The following is a 25,191-nucleotide window of genomic DNA, read 5'->3' as shown; positions in this document are numbered from 1 at the left end:
ACCGCGGCCACGCGCCGTCCCCGGCCGCCGTGGAGCCCTGCCCGTCCCTGCTCGGGGGAGCCTCCGGCCCCCCGCTCCCAGGGACCCCGCACCGCGGCCACGTGCCGTTCCCGGCCGGGACGCCGGCACCTGTGACGGCCCGTCGTCGCGGGGCGCGCGGTGGACGGCGTCCCAAGCGCACACGGGCCCGCACAGCTCTCGACCCGCGACCTTCCAGCTTCCTGCCCCCTTCGCGTGGCCGGGGTCGCCCGGTCGGGTGATCATGAGGAGGTGGGACGTCGAGGTCAGCGGGGCCCGGCGCCGACGGGACGAGCAGCCTCGGCGGGCCACGGGCCCGCCGCCGGTTGCTGACGGAGGGGAGTCATGGCCGACTCGAGCACCGCGGATCTGAGCAAGGGCAAGCGCATCACCGGAGGCGACCGGACGTCGCTGGCCGACGAGCTGCGCAAGCGCTACGACGGCGGCGAGAGCATCCGCTCGCTGGCGTCGTCGACCAACCGGTCCTACGGCTTCGTGCACCGGCTGCTGTCGGAGTCCGGTGCCACGCTGCGCAGCCGCGGGGGAGCCAACCGGAACAGCAAGAAGAGTTGAGCGGTCCCGCTCAGGACGGGTGGGTGAGGACGGCCCGCGACGGCGCCGTCCTCACCGTCACCCTCGACCGCCCCGACCGGCTCAACGCGCAGACCCCGGCCACCTGGACCGCACTCGCCGACGTGGGCGCCTCGCTGGACGACGACGTGCGGGTCGTCGTCGTCCGCGGTGAGGGGCGCTCCTTCTCCGCGGGCCTGGACCGCAGCCTGTTCAGCGCCGACCCCGGCACCGCCGGCGGCCTCGGTGAGCTGGGCCGGCTGCCCGCCGAGGAGACCCAGGAGCGCATCCGCCGCTACCAGAGCGGGTTCCGCTGGCTGCGCTCGCCGGGGATCGTCTCGATCGCCGCGGTGCAGGGCCACGCCATCGGCGCCGGCGCCCAACTCGCCCTCGCCTGCGACCTGCGCGTGCTCACCGAGGACGCCGACCTGCAGCTGCCCGAGGCCACGCTCGGCCTGGTGCCCGACCTGACCGGCACGAGCACGCTGACCGAGCTGGTGGGCTACTCGCGGGCGATGGAGATCTGCCTGACCGGCCGCCCGGTGCCCGCGGCCGAGGCGCTCGCGCTCGGGCTGGCCAACGCCGTCGTCCCCGCCGCCGGCCTCGACAAGGCCGTGGCCGCGCTCGTCGCCGCGCTCACGGCGGCGCCGGTCGGGGCCAGCCGGGAGACCGCGGCACTGGTCCGCTCCGCCGTCCGCAACGACCCGGAGGCCCAGGACGCCGCCGAGCGGGCCGCGCAGACCCGCCGCCTGGCCGAGCTGGTCGGCGGCCGCTGAACCGTCGGGGGGCGCTGCCAGACTGCCTCCGGAACAGCCCGCCCGGCCGGGCTGTTGGGCGGACGGGAGAGGAGGTGGCATGGACATGAGCGGTCCCATGACCTCCATGGCGGCGATGCGGTCCTTCCGCCGCGACCCGTCGGTCGTCGCGCGGGAGCTGCCCAAGGGCACCGTCGGGCGCATCCTCGGCATCGCCCGGCCCTACCGGCGCGACCTGACCTGGTTCGTGCTGCTGGTGGTCGGCTCGTCGGTCATCGGCGTGCTGACCCCGCTGCTGGCCGGGCGGATCGTCAATCACGTCGCCAGCCTGGAGGGGACGGCGGGCGACGTCGTCCGCATCGCGCTGGTCATCGCCGGTCTCGCGGTCGTCGACGCCGGCATCTCGCTGGCCACCCGCTGGTACTCGGCGCGGATCGGCGAGGGCGTCATCTACGACCTGCGCAGCCGGGTGTTCGAGCACGTGCAGCGGATGCCGGTCGCCTTCTTCACCCGCACCCAGACCGGGGCGCTGGTCAGCCGGCTGAACAACGACGTCATCGGCGCCCAGCAGGCCTTCACCTCGACGCTGTCCGGGGTCCTCTCCAACGCCATCGGCCTGGTGCTCACCGCCGGCGTCATGTTCTCGCTGTCCTGGCAGATCACCGCGTTGTCGCTGGTCCTCGTGCCGGTGTTCGTGCTGCCCGCCCGCCGGATCGGCCGGCGGCTGCAGGAGATCACCCGGGAGTCCTACGGGCTCAACGCGTCCATGAACGCGACGATGACCGAGCGGTTCAACGTCGCCGGCGCGCTGCTGGTCAAGCTGTTCGGCCGGCCCCAGGCGGAGGCCGAGGGCTTCCGCGGTCGCGCGGCCCGGGTCCGCGACATCGGCGTCCTCTCGGCCATGTACGGCCGCACCTTCTTCACCGCGCTCACCCTCGTTGCGGCCCTGGCCACGGCGCTGGTCTACGGCCTCGGCGGCTGGCTGGCCTTCACCGGGTCGCTGAGCCCCGGCGACGTGGTGGCGCTGGCACTGCTGCTGTCCCGGCTCTACGGCCCGCTGACCGCGCTGTCCAACGTCCGGGTCGACGTGATGAGCGCGATGGTGAGCTTCGACCGCGTCTTCGAGGTGCTCGACCTGCAGCCGATGATCCGCGAGGAGCCCGACGCCGTCCCGGTCCCCGCGGACGACCGGTCGATCGAGTTCGAGCACGTCTCGTTCAGCTACCCGTCGGCCGCGGACGTCTCGCTACCGTCACTGGAGGACGTGTCGCTGCCCGAGCACGGCGGGCCGACGGCGGTGCTGCACGACGTCTCCTTCCGCGTCGAGCCCGGCCGGCTCGTCGCGCTGGTGGGCCACTCCGGCGCCGGCAAGTCGACGATCGCCAACCTGGTACCGCGGCTGTACGACGCAACCAGCGGCACCGTGCGGGTCGGCGGCGTCGACGTCCGGCACGCCACGCTGGCCTCGCTGCGCGACACGATCGGCGTCGTCAGCCAGGACGCGCACCTGTTCCACGACACGATCCGCGCTAACCTGCTCTACGCCCGGCCGGAGGCGACCGACGACGAGCTGTGGGCCGCGCTGAGCGGCGCTCGCATCGGCGGGCTGATCCGGTCGCTGCCGGACGGCCTGGACACCGTCGTCGGCGACCGCGGCTACCGGCTCTCCGGCGGGGAGAAGCAGCGGCTGGCGATCGCCCGCGTGTTGCTCAAGGCGCCGGGCGTCGTGATCCTCGACGAGGCCACGGCGCACCTCGACAGCGAGTCGGAGGTGGCGGTCCAGCACGCGCTGGACACCGCGCTGGAGGGCCGGACGTCGCTGGTCATCGCGCACCGGCTGTCCACGATCCGCAGCGCCGACCAGATCCTCGTCGTGGACGACGGTCGCATCGTGGAGTCGGGCACGCACGCGGAGTTGTTGGCGCTCGGCGGCCGGTACGCCGACCTCTACCGCACCCAGTTCGCCGTCGGCGAGGGGCGAACGGTCGGCGCGGCGTGACCACTACCGTCACTCCTGTCCCAGCAACGCAGGAGGAGCCAGCGTGACGTCCGCGCACCCGAACGACGCCCAGATCCGTGCGCTCTACGCCCAGTTCCTCGACGGCTGGAACCGGCGCAGCGGCGCCGCGGTCGCCGCTGCGTTCGCCGACGACGGGGACATCATCGGGTACGACGGCACCCACCACCACGGGCGGCTGGCCATCGCGGCCGACTTCCGGCAGATCTTCGGCACCCACCCGACGGCCGCCTACGTCGCGGTGGTCCGCTCGGTGCGGCCCGTGGCGCCGGGCGTCGCGGTGCTCATGGCCAACGCCGGGATGATCCCGCCCGGGGGCAACGACGTCGACCCGCGGTACCACACGGTCCACACGGTGATCGCCACCGACGAGGGCGTCGGGCGCTGGCGGATCGCGCTGCTCCAGGCCACCCCTGCGGCCTGGCAGCAGAACCCCGGCGGCCGCGAGGCGCTCACCCAGGAGCTACGCGGGCTGCTGACGCCGCAGTGACCTGCGGGTACGTCATCCCGGTACAGCGCCTGTAAGCGGCTGCCGAGCTGCTGGAACGGCCACCCTCCAGGGGCTCACGCCGAGCTTCAGTGCAGCACCTTGAGCCCGATGACGCAGCCGACGATCCCGGCGAGCAGCAGCAGCCGTACGGCCGACACCGGCTCCTCCTCGGAGACCATCGCGATCACCACGGTCAGCACCGCGCCGATGCCGACCCAGACCGCGTACGCCGTCCCGACGGGCAGCTCGCGCATCGCGTAGGCCAGCCCGACCATGCTCAGTACCAGGGCGAGTCCGAAGACCACGGACGGACCCAGCCGGCTGAACCCCTCGGAGCGACCCAGCGCGGTCGCCCAGACGGCCTCCAGCACACCGGACAGCACGAGGACGAGCCAGGACACGACAGCCTCCGCAGGCGCCGTCTTGTCGCTGTCCGGGTACGGCACCGCTCGTCCGGGGGCCGGGCTGCGGCCCAACCCGATGGTCCCACGGGCGGTGCGGGGTGTCAGGCGGACCAGCCGGCGACCGCGGCGTCGTAGCGGTCGAGCAGCACGGCGGCGACCCGGTCGTCGGGCAGCAGGGGAGCGGTGACGGTGTCCGCGCCGGCCCCGCCGAGCTTGTCATGGAAGTGGCCGGGCGCCAGCAGGTAGGCGGCGAGCACGACCCGCCGGGCGCCGGTGGTCCGGGCGGCGGCGACCGCGTCGGGCACCGGGGGCCGGGCCGCCGAGCCGTAGCCGGTGGTCACCGGTCCGGTCCAGCGCTCCTGCAGTGCGGCCGCGGTGGCCTCGACGTCGGCGACCGACCGCGGGTCGCTGGAGCCGGCGGCGGCGAGCACCACGGCGGTGGCCGGGTCGTCCGGGTCGGCGCCGGCGCCGAGCAGCCGGTCGTGCAGGACGGCGACCAGCCGCGGGTCGGGGCCCAGCGGCCGGGCGGCGCGGGCCGCTGCGTGCTCGTGGACGGCACGGGCAATGTCCACGTGCACGTGGTAGCCGCCGGACAGCAGCAGCGGGACGACGACCGAGGGCCGGCCGCCCCCGGCCAGGCCCGCCACCACGTCGGCCACCGTGGGCGGCTGCACGTCGACGAACGCGGCGGTGGTGACCAGGCCGGGCCGCAGGGTGCGGGCGGCCAGGGCCAGCTCGGCGACCAGCCGGCGTCCGGTGGGGCTGCGGGTGCCGTGCGCGCAGGCGACGAGCACCGGGCCCCCTCGCAGGGACCCGCCCCAGGCGTCGATCGGCCCGCCTGCAGGGTCCCGCCGCAAGCTCGTGAGCGGCGGGGGGCAGGGGGGTCCTTCCCGGGGGGCGAGGGGGTCCTCCTTCACGGCGTCCTCAGCCGGCCGCCGTCGACCGCGACGCTGGTGCCGGTGACGTAGGAGGCGGCGGGGGAGAGGAGGAAGGCGGCCACCCGGCCGAACTCGGCGGGCTCGCCGACCCGGCCGAGGGGGATGTCGGCCTCGGCACGGGCCCGGACGCGCGCCGGGTCGCCGGAGGCCTCCTCGCGCCCGACGACCAGCTCGGTGGCGAAGGTGCCCGGGAGCAGCCCCACCACCCGGATCCCGCGGGGGGCGAGCTCGTCGGCCAGCTGCTTGGCGGTCATGGCCAGGCCCGGGCGCAGGCCGTTGGAGACAGCAAGGTCCGGCAGCGGGGACCGGGCGGAGGTGGAGAGCACGAAGCCGATGACGGCGCCCTCGGCGAGGTGGGGGACCAGCGCGCGCACCAGCCGCAGCGGGCCGAGCAGCACGCCCTCGACGCCGTCCCGCCAGGCGTTCTCGGGGGTGTCGAGCACGGTGCCGGGCTCCGGGCCGCCGACGCTGATCAGGGCGCCGTCCACCCGGCCGAGCCGGTCCCGGGCGGCGGCGACCAGCCGCTCGGCCGTGCCGGCGTCGGTGAGGTCGGCGGCCACGCCGTGCGCCGACGGCGGCCCGCCCAGGGCGGCGACGGCGGCGTCCACGGCGTCGGCGGAGCGCGCGTTCACCAGCACGCGCGCCCCGTCGACGACGAGGGCCTGGGCCGCCGCGAACCCCAGCCCTCGGCTCGCGCCGGTGACCAGGTAGCCGCGGTCGCCCAGGCCTAGGTCCATGCGGCGTCGTCAGCCGCGCAGCGAGCGCAGCACGTACTGCATGATCCCGCCGTTGCGGTAGTAGTTCGCCTCACCGGGGGTGTCGATCCGGACGGTGGCGTCGAACTCGACGTCGCCGGCCTGCACCTTGACCGTCCGCGGGGTCCGGCCCTCGTTGAGCTCGGTGATCCCGGTGATCGTGAACTCCTCGTCGCCGGTCAGGCCGAGCGACTCCCGGTCCTGGCCGGCCGGGAACTGCAGCGGCAGCACGCCCATGCCGATGAGGTTGGAGCGGTGGATCCGCTCGTAGCTCTCGGCGATGACCGCCTTGACGCCCAGCAGCGCCGTCCCCTTGGCCGCCCAGTCGCGCGACGAGCCGGAGCCGTACTCCTTGCCGGCCAGCACGACCAGCGGAATGCCCTGCTCCTGGTAGCCGACCGACGCGTCGTAGATCGACGTCGTCTGGCCGGTGAGGTGGTTCTTGGTGACGCCACCCTCGGTACCGGGGACGAGCAGGTTGCGCAGCCGGATGTTGGCGAACGTGCCGCGGATCATCACCTCGTGGTTCCCGCGCCGGGAGCCGTAGGAGTTGAAGTCCCGCCGCTCCACGCCGTGCTCGCGCAGGTACTGCCCGGCCGGACTGTCGGCCTTGATCGATCCCGCGGGGGAGATGTGGTCGGTGGTCACCGAGTCGCCGAGGACGGCGAGGGTGCGGGCACCGGTGATGTCCTCCACGGGGGTGGGCTCGGCCGGCATGCCCTCGAAGTACGGGGGCTTGCGGACGTAGGTGCTCCCGGCGTCCCACGCGAAAGTGTCACCGGTCGGCGTGGGCAGGTTCTGCCACTGCTCGGTGCCGGCGAAGACGTCCTCGTAGCTGCGGCCGAACTGCTCCGCCGAGACGGCCTCGTCGATGGTCCGCTGGACCTCCTGCGGCGACGGCCAGATGTCGCGCAGGAAGACGTCGTTGCCGTCGGGGTCCTGGCCCAGCGGGTCGTTGTTCAGGTCGACGTCCATCGACCCGGCCAGCGCGTAGGCGATGACCAGCGGCGGGCTGGCCAGGTAGTTCATCTTGACGTCGGGGTTGATCCGGCCCTCGAAGTTGCGGTTGCCCGAGAGGACCGAGACGACGGCGAGGTCGGCCTCGTTCACGGCCTGGCTGACCGGCTCGGGGAGCGGCCCGGAGTTGCCGATGCAGGTCGTGCAGCCGTAGCCGACGAGGTAGAAGCCGAGCTTCTCCAGGTACGGGGTGAGCTCGGCCTTCTCGTAGTAGTCCATGACGACCTTCGACCCGGGGGCCAGCGTCGTCTTCACCCACGGTTTCGTGGTGAGACCGCGCTCGACGGCGTTCTTGGCCAGCAGGGCCGCGCCGATCATGACCTGCGGGTTGGACGTGTTGGTGCAGGACGTGATCGCGGCGATCACGACGTGGCCGTGGTCGACGAACGTCTCGGTGCCGTCCTCCATGACCACGCGCGTGGGCCTGGTGGCCCGGTCGCCGTCCACCGTGCCGTGGGAGGCGCCGTGCGGTTTGCCGGAGTCACCGTTGCCGTGGGCGAAGGGGCTGGCGGGGTCGGATGCCGGGAAGGTCTCCTCGACCGCCTCGTCGACGCTGGACCCGGCGTCGCGCGGGGCGTCGTCGTCGTCCGCCTGCATCTCGTCGACGGGCGCGTAGGTCGGCAGCGCCTCGCGGAAGGACGCCTTCGCGTCGGTGATCGCCACGCGGTCCTGCGGCCGCTTCGGACCGGCGATCGACGGGACGACGGTGGCGAGGTCCAGCTCCAGGTACTCGGAGAAGGCCGGCTCGCGCGACGCGTCGTGCCAGAGGCCCTGCTCCCGGGCGTAGGACTCGACCAGCGCCACCTGCTCGTCGGAGCGGCCGGTGAGCCGCAGGTAGCCGATGGTCTCCTCGTCGATGGGGAACATCGCCGCGGTCGAGCCGAACTCCGGGCTCATGTTGCCGATCGTGGCGCGGTTGGCCAGCGGCACCGCGGAGACGCCCTCGCCGTAGAACTCGACGAACTTCCCGACCACGCCGTGCTGGCGCAGCATCTCGGTGATGGTGAGGACCAGGTCGGTGGCAGTGGCGCCGTCGGGCAGCTGCCCGGTCAGCTTGAACCCGACCACCCGCGGGATGAGCATCGACACCGGCTGGCCGAGCATCGCGGCCTCGGCCTCGATCCCGCCGACGCCCCAGCCCAGCACGCCCAGGCCGTTGACCATGGTGGTGTGCGAGTCGGTGCCCACACAGGTGTCGGGGTAGGCGATCACGCGGTCGCCCTCCTGGCGCGGGAAGACCACGCGGGCCAGGTGCTCGATGTTGACCTGGTGCACGATGCCGGTGCCCGGGGGGACGACCTTGAAGTCGCTGAAGGCGCCCTGGCCCCAGCGGAGGAACTGGTAGCGCTCGCCGTTGCGCTCGTACTCGATCTCGACGTTGCGGTCGAAGGACTCCGGTGTGCCGAACACGTCGGCGATGACGGAGTGGTCGATGACCAGCTCGGCGGGGGCCAGCGGGTTGATCTTCTGCGGGTCGCCGCCGATCTCGGCCATGGCCTCGCGCATGGTGGCCAGGTCGACGATGCAGGGGACGCCGGTGAAGTCCTGCATGACCACGCGGGCCGGGGTGAACTGGATCTCCTGGTCAGGCTCCGCGTTCGGGTCCCAGTTCGCCAGCGCGCGGATGTGGTCAGCGGTGATGTCCGCGCCGTCCTCCGTCCGCAGCAGGTTCTCGAGGAGCACCTTGAGGCTGAAGGGCAGCCGCTCTGCGCCCTCCACCGCGTCGAGTCGGTAGATGTCGTAGTCGGTGCCGTCGACGCTCAGCGTCGCCCGCGCTCCGAAGCTGTCCTTGCTGGCTGCCACGTCTCTGCGCCTACCCCTCAGCTGGTCCGTCGCGCTGCTTGCCAGCCTGCATCATCCCAGGAGCCCGCCACCTCGCGGAGGTCAGGCGACCCTTCCCTCATGCGCCCGGGTGCTGGCGGGTCATTTGTCCGACGATCAGGTGGGCTGATCGTGCTGCCTCCTGGCTCACCGTCGACGCTGAGCCAGGACGCGCGACGGTGAGCTGAGCTGATCATCCGGGGACGGTCTCGCGCGCTCCTACGGTGGAGGCGTGACCGTCCCCGGCTGGCTGAGCGGCGCCCGGCGGCTGACCGTGCTGACCGGCGCGGGCATCTCGACCGACAGCGGCATCCCCGACTACCGCGGGCCCAACGGCGTGTGGACCCGCGACCCCGACGCCGAGAAGCTCGTGACGCTGTCCTACTACGTCGCCGACCCCGACATCCGGCGCCGGGCCTGGCTGATGCGCCGCGACACCGCACCCGGCGCCCGACCCAACGCCGGGCACTCCGCCCTGGTGGACCTCGAGCGGCAGGGCAGGCTGCGCACGCTGGTCACCCAGAACGTCGACGGGCTGCACCAGGCGGCCGGGTCGTCCCCGGAGCTGGTGCTGGAGCTGCACGGCACGGTGCACGCCGTCGCGTGCCTGGCCTGCGGCGACCGGACGACGATGGCAGAGGCGCTGGCCCGCGTGGCCGCCGGCGAGCCCGACCCGGCCTGCCGCGTCTGCGGCGGCATCCTCAAGTCGGCCACGGTGAGCTTCGGCCAGGCGCTGGACCCGGCGGTCGTCCAGGCCGCGGCTGAGGCGGCGACCGACTGCGACGTCTTCCTCGCCGTCGGCACCTCGCTGACGGTGCACCCGGCGGCCGGGCTGACCGACCTCGCCGCGCAGTCCGGCGCGCGGGTCGTCGTCGTCAACGCCGAGCCGACCCCCTACGACTGGCTGGCCGACCACGTCGTGCGCGAGCCGATCGGGACGTCGCTGCCGCGACTGCTGGCGCCGTGACCCGGGAGGAGGTGTACACCCGCTACCGGCAGCTGGTGGACGACGAGCTGCCGCGGCGGGCGCGCGAGGGCCGGTGGGTGGTGACCGCCGACCACTGCTTCGGGCGGATCCTGCTCGACCACGCCGTGGGCGGCCGCTGGTACGACGTCCTGGACCGGCGCCGCTCGCCGGCCTCCGCCCAGCTGGACGACGACCAGCTGGCCGCCGCCGTCGCGCTGGCCGAGCGGGTGCTGGCCGAGGGCGATCCGCTGCTGCGCGAGCTCGACGCGCAGAGCCTGGCCTGGCGCGGTCAGCCACCGAAGCGCAGCCCACCGGGTCGGCCCGCGCGGTGACCCTGCTCGCCGTCCACCTGGCGCTGACCGCGGCCTACGCCGGCTTCCAGTGGACGGTGCGGGCCCTGGTCTACCCGCAGTTCGCGCTCGTCCCGCCGGCGGTCTTCCCGGCCTACGAGCGCCGCCACCAGCAGCGGGTCGGCCGGGTCGTGGGCCCGCTGTTCGCCGGGCAGGGCGTCACGACGCTGTGGCTGCTCGCCGACCGGCCGGAGGCGACGCCGCTGGCCGCCGTGCTGGCCGGCGCCGGCTGCCTGGCCGTCGTCCTGGCGGCCACCGCGCTGGGCGCCGTCCCCCTGCACCGCCGGCTGGGGGCGGCGTGGGACGAGGCGGCGTTCCGGTGGCTGCTGCGGGTGGACTCCGTGCGGGCGGTCGCGGCGACGGCCGGGACCGCGGCGGCGCTGCTCACCCTGCTCGGTTGAACCGGGGCCACACCGGGCGGGGACCGGCCCGCTAGCGTGACCGGCACCACGTCGAGCGGCCGGCCGGCTGGCCGGCCCGAGGACCCGGGAGTCCAGCATGCGCGTGCCCTTGACCACCCGAGACTTCCTCGACCGCGCCGAGCTGGTCTACGGCGACCGCGTCGGGATCGTCGACGAGCCAAACCAGCCCGCGCCGTCGCTGGGCGACGTCACCTACCGCGAGGTCGCCCGCCGCGCCCGCGCCATGCAGGCCGCCCTCGACGGGCTGGGCATCGGCGAGGGCGACCGGGTGGCGGTCGTCAGTCACAACGCCGGGCGGCTCATCGAGTTGCTGCTCGGCGTCCCGTCGTCCGGCCGGATCCTCGTGCCGATCAACTTCCGGCTCTCCCAGGAGGAGGTCAGCTACGTCGTCGGCCACTCCGGGGCTCGTGTCCTCTTCGTCGACCCGGAGCTGGAGTCCTCGCTCAAGCCCGTCGAGGCCGAGCACCGGTTCAGCATCGGCGAGGAGTACGAGCAGCTGCTGCGATTCGACGTCGAGCCACGACCGTGGTCGGAGCCCGACGAGGACGCGACCGCCACGATCAACTACACGAGCGGCACGACGGCGCGGCCCAAGGGCGTGCAGATGACCCACCGCAACGAATGGGTCAACGCGGTCACCTTCGGCATGCACATGCAGGTCAGCGACCGGGACGTCTACCTGCACACGCTGCCCCTGTTCCACTGCAACGGCTGGGGCATGCCGTACGCACTGGCCGGTCTCGGCGCCCGCCAGGTGGCCTTGCGCAAGGTGGAGGGTGCGGAGATCCTGCGCCGCGTGGAGCAGCACGGCGTGACATTGATGTGCGGGGCGCCGGCCGTGTGGAGCGCTGTCCTCGACGCCGCGGCCTCCTGGGAGGGGGAGATCCCCGGACGCGACCGGGTGCGCATCGCGGTCGCCGGCGCGCCGCCGCCGTCGCGGACCATCGCCCGCATCGAGGAGGAGCTGGGCTGGGAGTTCAACCAGATCTACGGCCTCACCGAGACCGCCCCGCTGGTCACCGTCAACCGGCCGCGTGAGGAGTACGACGCCCTCGAGCCGGAGGAGCGGGCCAGGAAGCTGTCCCGCGCCGGCGTCCCGGCGCTCGGCACCCGGATGGCGACCAGCGAGTCCGGCGAGGTGCTGGTGCAGAGCAACACGGTGCTGGCCGGCTACTGGAACAACCCGGATGCCACGGCGGAGGCCCTCGAGGGCGGCTGGTTCCACACCGGGGACGGCGGCACCATCGACGACGGCGGCTACCTCACCATCTCCGACCGCAAGAAGGACGTCATCATCACCGGCGGTGAGAACGTCTCGTCGATCGAGGTCGAGGACGTCGTCTTCAGCCACCCGGCGGTCGCGGAGGTCGCGGTCATCGGCGTCCCGGACGACAAGTGGGGCGAGATGGTGACCGCCGTGGTGGTCGTCGCCGAGGGCCAGCAGGTCACCGCCGAGGAGATCGTCGCCCACTGCCGGGGCCGGATCGCCGGGTACAAGATCCCCAAGCGGGTCGAGTTCCGCGACGAGCTGGCCCGCACGGCCACCGGCAAGATCCAGAAGTTCAAGCTGCGCGAGGGCTTCTGGTCGGGCTCCGACCGCCAGGTCAACTAGTTGAAGGACCCCGTCCTCCCCCTGCCCCCCGCCACTCGCACGCTCGCGGCGGGAACCCTGCACGGGGGCCGTCAGAGCTCGGGGCGGGACCCGGGGCGGGCCGCTGCTGCCCAGTCGGGGCCGTCGTCCTGACACCCCAGTTGCGGCGGCGGCCTCCCCCCATGTGGGGAGTACCTGCTCAACCGTCCTCCTGATCTTGTCGTTCCGGCACCGGAGTGCGCCTCCGGGCGCCGGTCGACGAGGTCGTGAGGAAGGTCGGACGTGGGCAGGACGGACGAGCGGGAGAGCCATCCGAGGCGCACCGGGTGGCTGGTGCGCGGCGCCGGGACGGCGGTCACCGCCCTGCTCCTGGCCGGCCTGGTTCCCGGGACGGCGGTCGCCGCCCCCGGGGAGGCCGAGGTCGCCGAGGCGCAGGCCGAGCGCGATGCCGCGGCCGCCCGCGTCGGCGAGATCGGCGCGCAGCTCGCGTCGGCCCAGGAGCGGGTGGACGCCGCCCGCCGGGGTGCCCAGATCGCGCTCCAGGAGTACGAGGTCCGGCAGGCCGCGCAGCAAGAGGCGCAGGTCGCGGCCGAGGCCGCTGCCGTAGCCGCGGCGCGCGCCGCCGCCGCGCTGGACCACGGCCGTGACCAGGTGGTCGCCTTCGCGCGATCGAGCTACATGCAGGGCAGCACCAGCCCCGGTGCGGCCGCTCTCGTCACCGCCGACGGTCCGGCCCAGCTGGTGGAGCGGGCGGCGCTGCTGGAGGCCGCGGGCGACCACCGGGTCGACGTCGTCGCCGAGCTGACCGTCCTCGAGCAGCAGGCCACCGCCGCCGACGACGCCGCCCAGGTCGCCGTGCAGGTTGCCGACGAGGCCGAGGCCGCGGCGGCCGGCGCCCTGGCCGACGCGCAGGAGCTGGAGGTCTCGGCGCGCGCCCAGGCCGCCGCGCTCGCCGACCGGCGCGAGGATCTCGAGGCCGAGCTCGCCGAGGCCCAGGAGTTCCTCCACGGCGCCCGGGGAGCGGCCGCCGCGGCCGCGGCCGCCGAGGCCGCCGCGGCCGCGGCGCAGGCCCGCCCTCCAGCGCCCGCCCCGCCAGCGGCCCCGTCGGCCGGGTCCTCGTCGCGGAGCACGTCGTCCTCGGGCTCGTCCGCCTCGTCGGGGTCGTCCTCCTCGTCCGGGTCGTCGTCCTCCGGCGGCGGCTCGCCGACCGGGACCCGCACCACGGCCGGCGAGCCCACGGGCTCGGTCGTGGAGCGGGCGATCGCGGCGGCGAAGAGCCAGCGCGGGCTGCCCTACAGCTGGGGCGGCGGCAACGCCCACGGCCCGACGTGGGGCATCCCGCCGGACACCGACGTCTTCGGGTTCGACTGCTCCGGCCTGACCGAGTACGCCTACGCGCAGGCCGGGATCCGGATCGGCGGCACCAGCCGCGAGCAGTACTGGCGCTTCCGCGACCGGACGGTGGCCGCCGGCGACCTGCGGCCCGGCGACCTGGTGTTCTGGGGCGAGACCGCGGACTACACGTCGATCTACCACGTGGCGCTCTACATCGGCGGCGGCCAGGTCGTGCAGGCGCCGCAGAGCGGGGACGTGGTGCGCGTCTCGGCCATGTGGTTCGGCAGCGACTACTACGGCGCGGTGCGGCCGACGGCCTGAAGGAGGACCACCCTTTCCCCCACGCCTCGAAAGAGGACCCCCTTGCCCCCCACCACTCGCAGGCTCGCGGCGGGATCCTGCAAGGGGGCCGGCGGGACCCTGAAGGGTGGCCGTTCCAGCACGTCGCCAGGCTCGCGGCGGTGCCCTGCAGGGCCCGAGACATGGGGCGTCGGGCAGCCACGGGGGGAGCTGCCCGACGCACCGCCGAGGCTAGCAGTCAGCACAGGTTGCGGGCACGTGTCTGCACGCGGCGCGCGCGGGGCTCGCGTCGTTAACCGCGGGTGTCCGGTCGGCTCTCCCGCGTGCGCGCCCAGCTGTGGTCCAGGAACGTGTAGGACACTGGCTGCGACGGGCACGCCGCCCGTCGCCGACCCCGGGACGTCCTCCGGATGCGGGGCCGTGGACCCGGCACGACCAGGGAGTTCCGTGAGCAGCGCCGCCAGCACCCCGCTCGAGCAGTCCGCCGGGCAGCCGGTCCCCCCGTCGGTCGACGCGGCCCGCCTGGAGCGGGTGCTGTTCGAAATCAAGCGGGTCATCGTCGGCCAGGACCGGCTGGTCGAGCGGATGCTCGTCTCGCTGCTGGCCCGCGGGCACGTGCTGCTCGAGGGCGTCCCCGGCGTGGCCAAGACCCTCGCGGTCGAGACCCTCGCGACCGTCGTCGGCGGCCGGTTCGCCCGCCTGCAGTTCACCCCCGACCTGGTGCCGGCCGACATCATCGGCACCCGCATCTACAAGGCCGGGCAGGACGCCTTCGACACCGAGCTGGGCCCGGTGTTCGCCAACTTCGTCCTCACCGACGAGATCAACCGCGCGCCGGCGAAGGTCCAGTCGGCGCTGCTGGAGGTCATGGCCGAGCGCCAGGTGTCGATCGGCGGGGTCACCCACCCGCTGCCGGACCCGTTCCTCGTGCTGGCCACCCAGAACCCGATCGAGTCCGAGGGCGTGTACCCGCTGCCCGAGGCCCAGCGCGACCGCTTCCTCATGAAGGTGCTCGTGGACTACCCGACGCCGGAGGAGGAGCGCGAGATCATCTACCGGATGGGCTCGGAGCCGCCCGTCGCCGACACCGTCCTGGGCCCGGCCGACCTGGTCCGCATGCAGCGCACCGCCTCGCAGGTGTTCGTCCACCACGCGCTGGTCGACTACGTCGTCCGGCTGGTGGTCGCCACCCGCGCGCCGCGGGAGCACGGCATGGAGGACGTCGCCTCGTGGGTGTCGTACGGCGCCAGCCCGCGTGCCTCCCTCGGGCTGATCGCCGCCAGCCGGGCGCTCGCGCTGGTCCGCGGGCGCGACTACGTGCTGCCGCAGGACGTCCTCGACGTCACCGCCGACGTGCTGCGGCACCGGCTGGTGCTCTCCTACGACGCGCTGGCCGACGGCGTGCCCGCCGACCACGTGGTCAGGCGGATCCTGCAGACCGTCCCGCTGCCCCAGGTGGCCCCGCGGCAGCGGTCCGGGGGCTTCGGCCCGGGCAGCCCCGGCGGCCCCTCGGTGCCGGCCGCGCCGCCGTTCGGAGCGCCGCAGTTCGGCCCGCCCGGACCGCAGTACGGCCAGCCGGGCCAGCCCTTCCCCGGTCCCGGCCAGCCCGGTCCCGTGCCGCCGTCCGGGCCGTTCGGCGGCCCCGTCCAGCCGGTCCAGGGGCAGCCCGGTCCCGCTGGGCAGGGCCGTTCGGACGCGTCCGTCAACGGCGCCGAGCGCGACTCCTCGCCGGCGTGATCCTGCGTCGCCGGTCCGGCGGCGCCGCGGCCCCGGAGCAGACCGGCTCCCCACCCACCCCGGGTTCCGGCATCGACCCGGGAGCCGGGGACGGCGCCCCGCCGCACTTCGGCGAGGGCCCGGCCGACGTGCTCCTGCAGCGACTGGAGCTCACCGTCCGGCGCCGGCTCGACGGGCTGCTGCAGGGCGACCACCTGGGCCTGGTGCCGGGGTCGGGCACCGAGGCCGGCGACTCGCGCACCTACCACCCGGGGGACGACGTCCGGCGGATGGACTGGCCGGTGACCGCGCGCACCCAGGTGGCGCACGTGCGGGAGACGATCGCCGACCGCGAGCTGGAGACCTGGGCGGTGGTCGACCTCTCGGCCAGCCTGGACTTCGGGACGGCGGCCTGCACCAAGCGCGACCTGGCGATCGCCGGGCTGGCCGCGGTCAGCCACCTCACCGTCCGCGGCGGCAACCGCCTCGGCGCCGTCGTCACCACCGGCGAGCGGGTCGACCGCCAGCCGGCCACCGCCGGCCGGCTGGCCGCCGACCGGCTGCTGCGCGCGGTCGTGGCGACGCCGCGGGCCGCCGGCGGGCGCCGGGGCGACCTCGCCGCCGCGCTGGAATCGCTGCGCCGTCCGCCGCGCCGCCGTGGTCTGGTCGTCGTCGTCTCGGACTTCCTGGGCTCCGACGCGCTCGGCGTCCCGGACTGGGAGCGCCCGCTGCGCGGCCTCGCGGCCCGGCACGAGCTGCTGGCCATCGAGGTGGTCGACCCGCGCGAGCTCGAGCTGCCGGACGTCGGCCTGCTCACCGTCGTGGACCCGGAGACCGGGCAGACCCTGGAGGTGCCCACCGGCGACGCGGCCTTCCGGGCCCGGTTCGCCGAGGGTGCGGCGGCCCAGCGGCGGGCGATCGCCGCGGCCCTGCGCCGCGCCGGCGCCGGGCACCTGCAGCTGCGCACCGACCGCGACTGGCTGATGGACGTCGTCCGGTTCGTCGCCGATCGGCGGCGGGCCGGCTCGGGCGGTGCGTCCCGGTGACGGTGCCGACCCCGACCACTCGCGGCGACCGCCGGCGCGCCGGCAGCGGAGGAGCCCCCCAATGAGCTTCCAGGCACCGTGGTGGCTGCTCGGCCTGCTGGCCGTCGTCGCGCTGGTGGCGCTGTATGTGGTGCTCCAGCTGCGCCGCAAGGCCTACGCCGCCCGGTTCACCAACGTCGCGCTGCTCGGCACGCTGGTGCCTCGGCGGCCCGGCTGGCGGCGGCACCTGGCGTTCGGGCTCGTGGCGCTCGGGCTGGCGGCGCTGGTCGTGTCGCTGGCGGTGCCCAGCACCGAGGTGCGGGTGCCGCGCGAGCGGGCGACGGTGATCATGGCCGTCGACGTCTCGCTGTCGATGCAGGCGACCGACATCGAGCCCAGCCGCTTCGAGGCGATGCAGGTGGCGGCCAAGCAGTTCGTCGACGTGCTGCCCGAGCGGATCAACCTCGGGCTGGTGTCCTTCGCCGGCACCGCGACCACGGTGGTGACCCCGACGACCGACCGCGGCCAGGTGCGCACCGCGATCGACAACCTGGAGCTGGCCGAGTCGACCGCGATCGGCGAGGCGGTGTTCACCTCGCTGACCGCCGTCGAGAACTTCCAGTCGTCGCTGGACGCCGACGGCGAGGAGGTGCCGCCGGCGCGGATCGTGCTGCTGTCCGACGGCTACAACACCGTGGGCCGCCCGGACACCCAGGCCGTCGAGGCCGCGCTGGGCGCCGGCATCCCGGTCTCCACCATCGCGTTCGGCACCGACTACGGCACCCTCGACCTCGACGGCGAGCGGGTGCCGGTGCCGGTGGACCGCGCGACGCTCGAGAAGATCGCCGACGCCACCGGCGGCAGTTACAGCGAGGCGGCCAGCGCCGCGGAACTCGAGCAGGTCTACCAGGACCTCGGCAGCCAGATCGGCTACACGACCGAGCCGCGCGACGTCAGCTACTGGTTCGTCCGCGGCGGGGTGCTGTTCGCGCTGCTCGGCGTCGTCCTCAGCCTGATCTGGACCAACCGCCTGCTATAGGGGCGGAGCGGAGCAGCGCTCCCCGCTGCCGACGCGCGCGTCGGCGGCCGCACCGTCACCGGGCGGCAGGCGACCGCCACCCGCGGTCTGCACCACACAGACTGTGAGCGGGTGCCCCGGACCGAGCACTCTCCGGCAGCGCTGCAGGGTGTCCTGTCCCAGGGCGCGGGCCGGTCCTGCCTCGCCCAGCCGGTCCAGGGCGTGGGTCAGGGCGGCGGCCGCCCACAAGGTGATGGGGTGGTCTGGGCCGAGGGTCCGGCGGGAGCGCTGCACGGTGTCCTCACCGAGCGTGCGTGCCCCCGCTGCCTCACCCTGCGAGGTCAGTGCGAGGCTCAGACCTCCCTCCACCAGGAGGGTGATCAGGTGGTTCCGGCCGAGCACCCGGCACTGCAACGTGTCCTCCCCGAGCTCACGAGCCGGCTCCGTCTCACCCAGTTGGACCCGAGCGTGGGTCAGGGCGCCCGCAGCCCAGAGGCTGACCACGTGCTGGGGCCCGAAGACCCTGCGGCAACGCGCCAGCGTGTCCTCACCGAGCTCACGGGCCGGCTCGTCCTCACCCAGTAGGACCATGGCAACGGCCACGGTGGCCGCGGTCAGCAGCGTGGTCGCGTGGTCGGGGCCGAACACCCGGCGGCAACGCTGCAGCGTGTCCTCGCCGTGCCGACGGGCTGCCCCGACCTGACCCAGCACGACCAGTGCGACGGTCAGGGCCGTCGCCGCCAGCAGGGTGATCGCATGGTCCCCCTGCAACACCCGGCGGCAACGTTGCAGGGTGTCCTGGCCCAGGACGCGGGCCGACTCTGCATCTCCCACCTGGTTCAGGACGAGCGCGAGCGCGGCCGCCGCCGACAGGGTGGTCGCGTGGTCGGGGCCGAGCACCCGGCGGCAACGCTGCACCGTGTCCTCGCCCAGGGAACGGGCCGGCGCCGCCTCCTTCACGTAGAACAGGTCGAGAGTGAGAGTGGCGGCCGCGGCCAGCGTGTCGAGGTGATCGGGGCCCAGGAGCGACCGCCAGCGGTCGACGAGCGGTTCGCAGACGGCCCGGCTGCCGTGGCTGTCACCGTGGGCTTGGAGGTAGCGGACGGTGTCCAGCACGAGTCGGCGACTGACCGGCGAGTCATCACTCAGCGGGCCGGTGGCGAGCACGTGCGGGACCAGCTCGACGTAGGCCGACCAGCTGGCCGGATCCTCCGGGTCGCCCGGGGAGGCGGCAGCCAACAGTGCCACCACCTGCGCGGCCGTCGCGTGCTGCCGGTCGAGGGGCAGTTGGCGGCGGATCACCGCCTGCACCAGGCGGTGGACCTGGAAGCTGTCGGGGTCCCGGCGGGCCAGCGAGTAGCCGACCAGTGCTCCGACAGTGTCGGCGAGGGCATCGAGGTCGGCGGCGGTGGTGCGCAGCGGCTCGTCGAGGACTCGTGCGTGGTCGCTGATGAGTGACAGCGGGATGGGTTCGGGGGCGAGGAAGGCAGCCAGTTCGAGCAGTTGCACCGCCGCGGGGTCGTCCCCGCGAAGTCGCTCCAGGGACAGCGCCCACGTGGTGTCGATCCGGCCCTGGTAGCCCAGGACGTCGCCGCGGGCCAACAGGTCGGCCTGGCAAGTGCTGAAGCGGCGCAAGTAGTCGGCCGCCGGCAGGTCGGTCTGTTCCAGGTATCCGGCGACCTGGGCGGCGGCCAGCGGCAGGTCGCCCAGCGAGGCGGCGATCTTGTCGGCCAGCTCCGCGTCGAGTGCCGGGATACGAGCCCGTAGCAGGGCGATCGTCTCCGCCCGCGTGAGCACGTCCACCTCTATCCGCCCGCCGAGTGCTCCCCAGCCGGGGGAGCGGGAGGTGATCAGCAGGTGCCCGGCCCCGTCCGGCCGATAGCAGGCGACGTCCTGGAGGTGTTCAGCGTTGTCGAAGACCAGCAGCCACCGGTCCCGGTGACGGAGTTCGGTGAGCAGACGGTCGACGGTGTCGGTCACCGTGGCCGCGGCCGGTACACCGAGCCGGGCGGCCAGCCCGGCGAGCTGATCGGGGATGAGCACCGGCTGCTCGGCGTCGATCCACCACACGACGTCATAGTCGGCGGCGAAGCGGTGCGCGTACTCGATGGCCATCTGGGTCTTGCCCACCCCACCCAGCCCGTACAGCGTCTGGACCGCCAGCGTCGTCCCCTCCGCGCGCAGCCTCCGCCGCAGTTCGGCCAGCACGTCGTCCCGTCCGGTGAAGTGCGGGTTGCGGGCCGGCGCCCGCCACACCTGCGGCCGTGACGCGGTGGTGGGTGAGCGCGGCGCCTCGGCGGTCCTCGCAGGCATGGCCTCCGCCCGCGGTGGGGTCCAGTCGAGGCTGGGGTCGTGCGCGAGGATGGCGGCCTCGAGCTCCTGCAGTCCGCGGCCGGGATCGACCCCCAGTGCCTCGGCGAGGATGCGGCGGGCTCGTCGGTAGGCACCCAGCGCCTCGGCCTGTCGGCCCGAGCGGTAGAGGCCGACCATGAGCATCCCGTGCAGGCCCTCGTGCAGGGGGTGCTCAGCGACCAGGTACTCCAACTCGCTGACGAGCTGAGCGTGGCGGCCCAGGGCCAGCTCTGCCTCCAGACAGGCCTCGAGCGCACCCAGTCGCAGCTGCGCCAGGTGCGGGATCTCGGTGTGTGCGAACGGTTCGTCGACGAACTCGGCCAACGGCTGCCCACGCCACAGCCCGAGAGCCTCCCGCAGCGTGCCCGATGCCCGTGCCGGCGCCATCCGCAGGACCTCAGTGCCCTCGCGCACCAGACGCTGGAAGCGGTGCAGGTCCAGCTGCTCGGGGACCAGGCCGAGCACGTAGCCGGGCCCGCGGCGCTGCAGCACGGCAACGCCGGCGCGGTCGGGGGCGTCCTCGGCCTGGAGGAGGACCTTCCGTAGCCGCGACACGTAGACCTGGAGCGTGTTGACGGCGCCCGCCGGCGGCTTCTCTCCCCACAGACCGTCGACGAGTACGTCGACCGGGACCACCTCGTCGAGGTGGAGCGCCAACATGGCCAGCACTGCCCGCTGCTTCACACCTCCGAGGGGGAGCGGTGCTCCTGCCCCCCGGACCTCCAGCGGGCCCAGGATCCGGATGTCCATGGCGGATCCCTCCGCTCCGACCGATGACCGCGTCGATCCGGTCACCTGGCCATCGGCGACCGGACGTCTGCCCGTCGTGCACGCAGCGCCACCGCCGAGCGTTCCCGGCTGCAGCCGCCCGTTCAAGCCGTCTCAGCGGCTGTGTTTCAGCGGCTGTTCAGCGCTCCTCCAGACCCCCTGGCCACCCTCGGGGGTGGCCCCGTCTCCGCAGGGGAGCGCCTGATCACACGGATCGGATCGATGTCGCCATGGCACCACGAACCCATCTCGGTACCGCGACCGGTTGCAGCAACGCGGAGCTCCTGGAGCTGGCAGCTCGGGGGGACCAGGCGGCGTGGGGACGACTGCTCGAGGAGTACGACGGTCTCGTCCGCTCCGTGGCTCGCTCGTTCCGTCTCCAGGCGGCGGACGTCCACGACGTCACACAAACGACCTGGCTGCGCCTGGTGCAGCACCTTCACACCATCCACGACCCCGAACGGTTGGCCGGGTGGCTCGCGGTCACCGCGCGGCGTGAGTCGCTGGCCGTCCTGCGCACGGCCTCGAGGGAGGCCCCGAGGGCAATGGTCGACGAGACGCCCGACTCGGCGGTCGACCTCGAGGGGAGCGTCGTGGACCGCGAGGTGGCGCGCGAGCTGTGGGATTCGGTGGACCGTCTCTCGCCCCGGCAGCAGAAGCTGCTCGTGGCGCTGTTCCGTGAGGAGCTCGACTCCTACGACGTCGTGGCGGCCACGTGCGCGATGCCGATCGGGAGCATCGGCCCGACACGGGCGCGAGGACTGTCCCGACTCCGACGGGAGATCACTGGTCGGGGCCTGGGGCCGGCCGACATGTGATGGTCCGCGCCCGCACTCCGGTCAGCGGGAGGGGTCGAGGACGAGCTTGCCGGTCGTGCGGCGGGCCAGCAGGTCCTGGTGCGCCTCCCGGACGGCGGACAGCGGATAGCGGCCGCCGACGACCGGGCGGAGCGCGCCGTCGGCCACCAGGGGCAGCAGCTCGGCCATGGCGTCGTCCAGCATCGCAGGCCGCGCCATGCAGTGCGCCAGCCAGAAGCCGACGACGGCGCGGCTCTTCTGCTGCAGCATTCCGGGCGGGACGGCGGCGGTCTCCTGGCGGGCGGCCATCCCGTAGGTGACCAGCCGGCCGAACGGGGCCAGCGCCGACAGCGACCCGGCGAACACGTTGCCGCCGGTCATCTCCAGGACGACGTCGACCGGCCGGCCGCCGTTGGCCTCACGCAGTGCCGCGGTGAAGGCCCTCGGGTCGTCGTCGGCAAGGGCGGGGTCGATCGCGGCGTCGGCGCCGAGATCCTCGGTGAGCGCGCGCTTCTGCGGGCTGGAGGCGGTGGCGATGACCCGGCCGGCCCCCCAGCGGCGGGCCAGCTGCACGGCCAGCGACCCGACGCCGCCGGCGCCGGCGATGACGACGACGGTCTCCCCGGCGGCCAGGTGCGCGCTCGTGCGCAGCAGGTGGTAGGCGGTGCTGCCTTGCAGGACGACGGCCAGCGCCTGCTCGTCGGTCACGCCGTCGGTCACCTGCCAGGTCAGCCGCGGGTGCGCGGCCACCTTCTCCGCGTAGCCGCCGCCGTCGAGCAGGCCGACCACCCGCGGGCCGCCGCCGGCCGGCGTCCCCACGAACTCCGCGCCGGGCACCAGCGGCAGCTGCTGGGCGGCGAGGTAGCTGTCCTCGATCTGGTGTGTATCCGCGAAATTGACGCCAGCCGAGGAGATGTCGTAGAGGACCTCGCCGTCGGCGGGGACCGGGTCAGCCAGCTCGACGACGTCCATGACCTGAGGGCCGCCGAAGCGGGTGATCTGCACGGCTCGCATGCGCCTGAGGCTAGGGCTCCACCGGCATACAGGGCTTCAGGGGCCGACAGCGGACGGCGCACGAGGCAGTCCTGTGCGGGCAGGCTCCCCGAGACCAGATGGTGCTGGTCGCCTCGGAACGCTTATCACCGCCTCGAGCCGGCGGTCTCCTCGAGCGGGGGAGGGCCGGCCGCGCCGGCGGGGTACTCCAGCATCGGCACGGCGTCCTGCGCCCACGCCTGCAGTACCGGATCGACGATCCGCCAGGCCTGCTCTGCCTCCTCGCCGCTCACCGAGACTCGGCCACCGCCGGACAGGAGGTCGGTCAGGACCTGGCCGTACGCGGTGCGCTCCCCCGGGGATGCCACCTGCACACCAGGCTGCCAGCCTTCCTCCGGCGCGTCCAGCTCGATCCACAACTGGTCGGCCGCCACCCGCTCGGCGTCGGACGGGTCGCACGCCGGCGCGGCGGTCCGGAAGTGGAGGGCGACTCCCTTGCGGGGCGTTCCGAGTGCCTTTCCGGTGCGCAGCACGAACCGGGTGCCGGTCCACCGAGGGGTGTCCAGCTCCAGGAGCACCTCGGCGTAGGTCTCGGTGCCGCGAGCGGGGTCGACGCCGTCCTCGTCGGTGTACCCGGGCACGGTCCGACCGCCGGTGGCGCCTGTCCCGCCCAGTGTCCCGGCGGTGTAGCGCGCCCGTCGGGTCCGGACGGGGACCTCTGCGGCGGAGAGCACGCGGACCGACCGCAGCAGCTCCAGCTTGGCCGCATGCAGGTCGCCCTCGGTCTGCCGAGCCGGCAGCTCCATCGCGACGAGGGTCAGGACCTGGAGCATGTGGTTCTGCATCACGTCCCTGACGGCACCGGTCCGGTCGTAGAAGTCCGCTCGGCCCTCGAGCCCCAGCGTCTCCTCCCACAGCACGTCGACCTCCGCGATGGAGGCACTGTCCCAGACGGGTGCCAGCGAGCGGCCGGGCGCGCGCAGGTCCAGCAGCGCCTGCACCCTGGGCATCCCGAGGAAGTGGTCGACGCGGAACGCAGCCTTCTCGATGCCGCCGGTCACCCGGGTGAGCAGGTCGTTCAGTGCCACTGCGCTCGCCAGATCCGTACCGAACGGCTTCTCCACCGCGATGCGGCTGCCGGCCGGCAGGTCCGCGTCGCCGAGCGCGCCCAGCATCGCGGGGAACAGCGCCGGGGGCAGGGCCAGGTAGACGGCTACCGCCGCGCGGTCAGCGGCATCGCTGCCACCGTCGAAGGCCCGCGCCGCGGCGGCGACGGTGCCGGCCGCTCCGGGGTCGACCGCGCGGTACCGCAGGCGACCGACCAGCGCGTCTCGTACCGCGGTCGGTACGTCCCCGGCGTGCTCGCGCAATCGGGTGGCCACGTGCGATTGGAAGGTCCGGTCGTCCCAGTCCTGCAAGGCGCCGCCCACGACCTGCAGGCCGTCCGGCATCCGGCCGTCGGCCGACAGCCGGGCGAGCGCGGGCAGCAGGAACCGCCCGGCGAGGTCGCCCGTGGCACCGAGCAGGAGCAACCGGCCGATCACCAGTACTCCCGGAGGACGATGACGGCCAGGGGTCGGCTGCCTCCGGGCCATGGGTCCGGTCGCAGGGGCGGCGGGGCTGTGAACATGGCGCGGCCATCCTCCCCGAGCCCCGCGACCGGCGTCCACGCGGCCGGGGAAGCCGTCCGCGCACGGGGCGACCGGCGCGCAGTGGGCCGCCCGTCAGCGGCTGCCCCGTGCGGTTGGGACCATGCTCGGCTGGGGAACCTGCCTGCAGACCGGGAGCGGTCGCGGTCGACCGTCTGGGCCTCGGCAGCCCGCACAGGACCACCCTCGGAGAGGAACAAGCATGTCCACCTGGCTCATCACCGGCTGCTCGAGCGGGCTCGGTCGAGCCCTTGCCGAAGCAGTCATCGGGGCCGGCCATCACGCCGTGGTCACCGCGCGCGACGAGGCCAAGGTCGCCGACCTCGTGGAGCTGGCTCCGGATCGCGTGCTGAGCGCGGCGTTGGACGTCACCGACCCGGCGCGAGCGGCAGCTGTCTCTCAACAGGCCGAGGATCGCTTCGGCGCCGTCGACGTCTTGGTCAACAACGCCGGATACGGGTACCGCGCCGCGGTCGAAGAGGGTGAGGACGCCGACGTCCGTGCGTTGTTCGAGACCCATTTCTTCGGGTCGGTGACCATGATCAAGGCGGTGTTGCCCGGGATGCGGGCGCGCCGTGCGGGGGCGATCGTCAACGTCTCGTCGATCGGGGCGCAGGTCACCCCACCGGGATCGGGCTACTACGCGGCGGCGAAAGCGGCACTCGAGGGGATGTCCGGCTCTCTGCGGGGCGAGCTGGAACCGCTGGGCATCTCGGTGACGGTCGTCGAGCCCGGCGGATTCCGCACGGACTTCTCCGGTCGCTCGCTGACCCAGTCCCGGACCGTGATCGACGACTATGCCGAGACGGCGGGCAAGCGACGTAAGGAACGCGACACGACGCACGGAACCCAGTTAGGCGACCCGGCGCGCGCCGGCCGGGCCATCCTCACCGCCGTGGAGTCCGCCGATCCGCCGGCGATGCTGCTGCTGGGCAGCGACGCCCTGACCAGCTACCGGCGGGTGCTCGGCACGGCCCTCGCCGAGGCTGATGAGTGGGAAGAGCTGAGCGTCAGCACCGACTTCCAGGACTGATCCCCAGCGCGAGGCGGGTGACCGTCGGTCAGCGGCCCTGCTGGTCGGCCGGTTGCACCGGCGGTCCGGCTTCCGGGGGCCGCGGGCGGT

The 25,191-nt window shown here is 74.0% G+C and carries 21 protein-coding genes and 1 riboswitch; of the genes, 14 read left to right on the top strand and 7 right to left on the bottom strand.

All coding sequences use genetic code 11. From position 1 onward, the window contains the following. Window positions 1–363 precede the first annotated feature (363 nt). The 4 genes from BLW63_RS02305 to BLW63_RS02290 all read left to right on the top strand — a co-directional run bounded on the left by BLW63_RS02305 (window position 364) and on the right by BLW63_RS02290 (window position 3,850). A complete protein-coding gene (locus BLW63_RS02305; protein WP_091150986.1) occupies window positions 364–591 on the top strand; it encodes a helix-turn-helix domain-containing protein in 228 nt (75 codons plus the stop codon). Between the two features lie 23 nt (window positions 592–614). Continuing rightward, on the top strand, window positions 615–1,364 hold the full coding sequence (locus tag BLW63_RS02300) for an enoyl-CoA hydratase/isomerase family protein (RefSeq protein ID WP_170856593.1): 750 nt from the start codon (window positions 615–617) through the stop codon (window positions 1,362–1,364). Window positions 1,365–1,449: 85 nt separating this feature from the next. Further along, window positions 1,450–3,342 (top strand): ABC transporter ATP-binding protein, encoded by a 1,893-nt coding sequence (locus BLW63_RS02295; protein WP_170856592.1) that lies wholly within the window; start codon window positions 1,450–1,452, stop codon window positions 3,340–3,342. Between the two features lie 43 nt (window positions 3,343–3,385). Continuing rightward, window positions 3,386–3,850 (top strand): SgcJ/EcaC family oxidoreductase, encoded by a 465-nt coding sequence (locus BLW63_RS02290; RefSeq protein WP_091150980.1) that lies wholly within the window; start codon window positions 3,386–3,388, stop codon window positions 3,848–3,850. An 86-nt stretch (window positions 3,851–3,936) separates the two neighbouring features. Here BLW63_RS02290 and BLW63_RS02285 read toward each other — a convergent pair whose 3' ends face one another. The 4 genes from BLW63_RS02285 to BLW63_RS02270 all read right to left on the bottom strand — a co-directional run bounded on the left by BLW63_RS02285 (window position 3,937) and on the right by BLW63_RS02270 (window position 8,767). Next, complete coding sequence (locus tag BLW63_RS02285; RefSeq protein WP_091151212.1) at window positions 3,937–4,251, bottom strand: DMT family transporter; 315 nt, start codon at window positions 4,249–4,251, stop codon at window positions 3,937–3,939. A gap of 11 nt (window positions 4,252–4,262) precedes the next feature. After that, window positions 4,263–4,328: riboswitch (guanidine-III (ykkC-III) riboswitch) on the bottom strand. A 27-nt stretch (window positions 4,329–4,355) separates the two neighbouring features. After that, window positions 4,356–5,048 carry a sirohydrochlorin chelatase gene (locus BLW63_RS02280; protein WP_244522297.1) on the bottom strand — a complete coding sequence of 231 codons (693 nt, stop codon included), beginning with the start codon at window positions 5,046–5,048 and terminating at the stop codon, window positions 4,356–4,358. 119 nt (window positions 5,049–5,167) lie between these two features. Then, window positions 5,168–5,929, bottom strand: coding sequence for an SDR family oxidoreductase (locus tag BLW63_RS02275; RefSeq protein WP_091150978.1), 762 nt, complete (start codon window positions 5,927–5,929; stop codon window positions 5,168–5,170). Window positions 5,930–5,938: 9 nt separating this feature from the next. Continuing rightward, window positions 5,939–8,767 carry an aconitate hydratase gene (locus BLW63_RS02270; protein WP_091150975.1) on the bottom strand — a complete coding sequence of 943 codons (2,829 nt, stop codon included), beginning with the start codon at window positions 8,765–8,767 and terminating at the stop codon, window positions 5,939–5,941. A gap of 250 nt (window positions 8,768–9,017) precedes the next feature. Between BLW63_RS02270 and BLW63_RS02265 the strand changes: the two genes are divergently transcribed. The 8 genes from BLW63_RS02265 (at window position 9,018) to BLW63_RS02230 (ending at window position 17,530) form a co-directional block, all read left to right on the top strand. Beyond that, complete coding sequence (locus BLW63_RS02265) at window positions 9,018–9,752, top strand: SIR2 family NAD-dependent protein deacylase (RefSeq protein WP_091150973.1); 735 nt, start codon at window positions 9,018–9,020, stop codon at window positions 9,750–9,752. Further along, entirely contained in the window at window positions 9,749–10,084 is a 336-nt protein-coding gene (locus BLW63_RS02260; protein WP_091150971.1) for a hypothetical protein, read from the top strand. Before BLW63_RS02265 ends, BLW63_RS02260 begins: the two co-directional genes overlap by 4 nt. Further along, entirely contained in the window at window positions 10,081–10,503 is a 423-nt protein-coding gene (locus BLW63_RS02255) for a DUF1772 domain-containing protein (RefSeq protein WP_091150969.1), read from the top strand. The genes BLW63_RS02260 and BLW63_RS02255 overlap by 4 nt, the downstream gene beginning before the upstream one ends. A gap of 97 nt (window positions 10,504–10,600) precedes the next feature. Next, the gene (locus BLW63_RS02250; protein ID WP_091150967.1) at window positions 10,601–12,136 is read left to right on the top strand and encodes an AMP-binding protein; all 1,536 of its coding nucleotides are present in this window, start codon (window positions 10,601–10,603) and stop codon (window positions 12,134–12,136) included. 261 nt (window positions 12,137–12,397) lie between these two features. Continuing rightward, window positions 12,398–13,771, top strand: coding sequence for a C40 family peptidase (locus BLW63_RS02245; RefSeq protein WP_091150966.1), 1,374 nt, complete (start codon window positions 12,398–12,400; stop codon window positions 13,769–13,771). A 426-nt stretch (window positions 13,772–14,197) separates the two neighbouring features. Then, window positions 14,198–15,487, top strand: a complete 1,290-nt coding sequence (locus tag BLW63_RS02240; protein WP_091150964.1) for an AAA family ATPase — start codon at window positions 14,198–14,200, stop codon at window positions 15,485–15,487. After that, a complete protein-coding gene (locus BLW63_RS02235) occupies window positions 15,484–16,512 on the top strand; it encodes a DUF58 domain-containing protein (protein ID WP_091150962.1) in 1,029 nt (342 codons plus the stop codon). The genes BLW63_RS02240 and BLW63_RS02235 overlap by 4 nt, the downstream gene beginning before the upstream one ends. Window positions 16,513–16,573: 61 nt before the next feature. Then, window positions 16,574–17,530, top strand: a complete 957-nt coding sequence (locus BLW63_RS02230; protein ID WP_091150960.1) for a VWA domain-containing protein — start codon at window positions 16,574–16,576, stop codon at window positions 17,528–17,530. On the opposite strand, the gene fxsT is transcribed toward BLW63_RS02230, so the two are convergent. Further along, window positions 17,525–20,545, bottom strand: a complete 3,021-nt coding sequence (fxsT, locus tag BLW63_RS02225) for an FxSxx-COOH system tetratricopeptide repeat protein (RefSeq protein ID WP_244522296.1) — start codon at window positions 20,543–20,545, stop codon at window positions 17,525–17,527. The genes BLW63_RS02230 and fxsT overlap by 6 nt on opposite strands. An 89-nt stretch (window positions 20,546–20,634) precedes the next feature. On the opposite strand from fxsT, the gene BLW63_RS02220 reads away from it, so the two are divergent. Then, window positions 20,635–21,447, top strand: coding sequence for an RNA polymerase sigma factor (locus BLW63_RS02220; protein ID WP_342028681.1), 813 nt, complete (start codon window positions 20,635–20,637; stop codon window positions 21,445–21,447). A 21-nt stretch (window positions 21,448–21,468) separates the two neighbouring features. On the opposite strand, the gene BLW63_RS02215 is transcribed toward BLW63_RS02220, so the two are convergent. Continuing rightward, a complete protein-coding gene (locus tag BLW63_RS02215; protein ID WP_091150954.1) occupies window positions 21,469–22,440 on the bottom strand; it encodes a quinone oxidoreductase family protein in 972 nt (323 codons plus the stop codon). Between the two features lie 125 nt (window positions 22,441–22,565). Next, complete coding sequence (locus tag BLW63_RS02210) at window positions 22,566–23,963, bottom strand: glucose-6-phosphate dehydrogenase (protein WP_091150952.1); 1,398 nt, start codon at window positions 23,961–23,963, stop codon at window positions 22,566–22,568. A gap of 307 nt (window positions 23,964–24,270) precedes the next feature. Here BLW63_RS02210 and BLW63_RS02205 point away from each other — a divergent pair, with 307 nt between their 5' ends. After that, window positions 24,271–25,101, top strand: a complete 831-nt coding sequence (locus BLW63_RS02205; protein WP_091150950.1) for an oxidoreductase — start codon at window positions 24,271–24,273, stop codon at window positions 25,099–25,101. Window positions 25,102–25,191: the final 90 nt, after the last annotated feature.

Source organism: Geodermatophilus africanus, from assembly GCF_900107105.1.
GTDB classification, from domain to species: Bacteria; Actinomycetota; Actinomycetes; order Mycobacteriales; family Geodermatophilaceae; genus Geodermatophilus; species Geodermatophilus africanus.
Note: the sequence above shows the minus strand (reverse complement) of the source record. Positions and strands in the feature narration are given on the sequence as shown.

What these genes read in the sequence shown, in the direction of transcription:
- BLW63_RS02305 (WP_091150986.1), top strand. Translation starts at nt 364, where the DNA reads ATGGCCGACTCGAGCACCGCGGATCTGAGCAAGGGCAAGCGCATCACC.
- BLW63_RS02295 (WP_170856592.1), top strand. Translation starts at nt 1,450, where the DNA reads ATGAGCGGTCCCATGACCTCCATGGCGGCGATGCGGTCCTTCCGCCGC.
- BLW63_RS02275 (WP_091150978.1), bottom strand. Translation starts at nt 5,929, where the DNA reads ATGGACCTAGGCCTGGGCGACCGCGGCTACCTGGTCACCGGCGCGAGC.
- BLW63_RS02250 (WP_091150967.1), top strand. Translation starts at nt 10,601, where the DNA reads ATGCGCGTGCCCTTGACCACCCGAGACTTCCTCGACCGCGCCGAGCTG.
- BLW63_RS02230 (WP_091150960.1), top strand. Translation starts at nt 16,574, where the DNA reads ATGAGCTTCCAGGCACCGTGGTGGCTGCTCGGCCTGCTGGCCGTCGTC.
- BLW63_RS02220 (WP_342028681.1), top strand. Translation starts at nt 20,635, where the DNA reads ATGACCGCGTCGATCCGGTCACCTGGCCATCGGCGACCGGACGTCTGC.
- BLW63_RS02215 (WP_091150954.1), bottom strand. Translation starts at nt 22,440, where the DNA reads ATGCGAGCCGTGCAGATCACCCGCTTCGGCGGCCCTCAGGTCATGGAC.
- BLW63_RS02205 (WP_091150950.1), top strand. Translation starts at nt 24,271, where the DNA reads ATGTCCACCTGGCTCATCACCGGCTGCTCGAGCGGGCTCGGTCGAGCC.